Origin of the sequence: Bacillus sp. OTU2372, assembly GCF_038440275.1 — a bacterium.
Lineage (GTDB): Bacteria > Bacillota > Bacilli > Bacillales > Cytobacillaceae > Neobacillus > Neobacillus bataviensis_B.
The window spans coordinates 1-2,577 of record NZ_JASATK010000056.1; the positions used below are offsets into that span (position 1 = coordinate 1).

Sequence of the window (2,577 nt, forward strand, 5' to 3'; positions counted from 1 at the left end):
CCATGAAAGTACAAAACAGTGAAGATCTAAAAATGACAATACTAAAATAGACCCAGCAATTTATATTTTTTTAAACTGAGCCGTAAATTAAACCTCATGTCGCCAATATCAGTATGACCACAAAAACCCTACTTTCATTCTCTGTGGTGCAGCAACGATTTTTCAGATGCATGGATGGCTAATGGGTTGCTTGAGTTAAACAAAGAAGGTGTGGTTTACTGTAACGGGTTCTGTTTTCGAGTACAAAACATATAAAAACAAACTAATTAGCAGTCTAAATCGCTTAAGAATTGGACTGCTTCTTTTTGTTGATATGACGGGATTATTTAGAAAATTGGGGGTGAAGTCGCACCGTAATTCACATTGCTTTTAGAAGGCTGACAGGAGTTTGTGTCACTCTGCTAATTCCAATGCTAAAAAAGTATCATTTAATTCACATTTAAATTAGTTTGAGATAAATGGTAAAAATAGGTAATAAATCTGATGGTACAGCATAAAAATAAGAAAATTAAAAAATGTATTTTTGATTGAGTTCACTTAGACCACAATTTTGTAGATGTCATAGCAAACTCTTTTCGCTATCGATAAAAAAATGGGAGATGAACAAATGTCTACTAAAAAAAGCGAACTAATCATAGGGATTCTTTTTATACTTGCAGCTGTTACAGCGATAATCGGTCTCAATTTATACAACCCAATTCTAAAGGGTTCAGATTACTTGATTAATGGTTCTGAACACGCTAATCAGGTGATCCTGGGAGCACTTATGGAATTAATTCTTGTCGTTTCAGCGGTTGGCACTTCAACAACGATGTTTCCTATTTTAAGAAAATACAACGAAACCATTGCACTTTGGCATATTTGTTTCAGGTTTCTTGAAGCAATTATTATTACTGTTGGAATAATAAGTGTATTGTCTCTTCTAACTTTAAGTCAGGAATTTGCAACAATTGCAACTTCGAATATCGCCTCTTTTGAAGCTTCAGGTACAGTATTAAAAGCAATACACGATTGGACATTTTTACTCGGTCCCAATTTTATGCTTGGAATCAATACAATGATGTATAGTTATATATTTTATAAATCAAGGCTGGTCCCTCGATTTATACCTATCTTGGGTATGACAGGTTCAACACTTATTTTTATTGCAGCATTACTGGAAATGTTTGGTGTTATTACTCAAATTTCTATTTGGGGGGCAATTTTAAGTCTGCCGATATTTGCTAATGAAATGGTTTTAGCAGTATGGCTTATTGTAAAAGGATTTAATGCGTCGTCACTAGACTCTTTATCTAAATCAAGAAAATAAACTTAAGCTATCCCAGGTGCTTTTGTTCAAAATGCCAAATATATATAAAAATGCTCAGAGTTTATGCTCTGAGCATTTTTATATACCAATTATTGTATTAATTCGTTTGTTAATTTTGATGCTAATTTTAATGTGATTTTAGCCACTAATTCGAATTTTGTACTTCAAAACAGAACCCCTTAGGTTTACTGCCATCCTCTTTTTTATTGCATTAAAGTAGCAGGTTAGTTTAATAAGAACAGTCGGAAAATTAGAAATTTATATTTTTGATTAAGTTGTATAATGGAACTTATAATGTTATTGGATATTTTATGAATGATAAAACGGGGGAAATTCAGTGATAAGTAAAATAAAGAGATTTTTCATATTTTTAGTTACTTTTATTGTTACAATAACCATTTTATATATGATTGGAATGAAATTTGATATTTCAATATTAGTGTTTCATCATAGGTATAAAGACTATGACACAGGTTCTTTACTCCCTTATTTAATTGCAGTTTTGTTTAGTATTTTTGTTGATAAAAGGTATGTTAGTAAGAGAAGTTCCTAATTTGATTCTTTCTAAATTATTTCTTCTGAAATTAACTGGTGTTTTTAATACCGTTATTGAACTAACTGGCAGGTTAGTGAAAAAAGAACTTTTGTAAACTTAATAAAATGAGCCGATAAATTATCAACTCTTAACATCTCCTGTAAATGGAGGAGCATCTATTCCATCTTCAAGTATAAGTCGTGCGGCTTTTACCTGGAACCTAATTAAAAGCAGTTGCTCAGTGATGTCAGAATCTGCACTTCCGAGTATAGCTGTGTGAATATATCTGATAGCATCATTGGTTCTATCTAATGCCAGCAAGGCTCGGTTGTCTGAAAGTTTAATTCTTATAGGATCATTAGGATAAATAAGATTAAGTGGAAGTATAGGGTCAGTTGGCCAGTGTAAATTTAAAGGATGAGCTTGTATAGTATTAAAAGCATCTGTTAGACTATCGATGGCATCTTGATATAATTGTGGTTTTATTGGATTGGGGGGTAAACCAAAACCTTCAAGTTGTTGGATTATCAGTTTTGCATTATTAGTAAATCGAATGGCTTGTACCGTTAAAGCCAAGACAATTCTTACTGTTGCAACTAAGTTTGTTGACAATATTTTCACTCTTTTCTTATGAAATCTTAATAGTTTATGCATTCTATACAAGCCTGTAAAGGACGGTCGTTTAAATTTTGTGTAGAATTTATTAAAAAGTTTGTGAAGAAATATACTTAAG

The 2,577-nt window shown here is 31.9% G+C and carries 2 protein-coding genes; one reads left to right on the plus strand and one right to left on the minus strand.

Annotated elements, in window-relative coordinates; all coding sequences use genetic code 11:
• Positions 1-607 precede the first annotated feature (607 nt).
• The gene (locus tag AAHB15_RS29775; RefSeq protein ID WP_342043888.1) at positions 608-1,309 is read left to right on the plus strand and encodes a DUF4386 domain-containing protein; all 702 of its coding nucleotides are present in this window, start codon (positions 608-610) and stop codon (positions 1,307-1,309) included.
• A gap of 676 nt (positions 1,310-1,985) precedes the next feature.
• Here the strand turns inward: AAHB15_RS29775 and AAHB15_RS29780 are convergent.
• On the minus strand, positions 1,986-2,577 hold a 592-nt coding region (locus tag AAHB15_RS29780; protein ID WP_342043889.1), incomplete at its 5' end, for a hypothetical protein.

What these genes read in the sequence shown, in the direction of transcription:
- AAHB15_RS29775 (WP_342043888.1), top strand. Translation starts at nt 608, where the DNA reads ATGTCTACTAAAAAAAGCGAACTAATCATAGGGATTCTTTTTATACTT.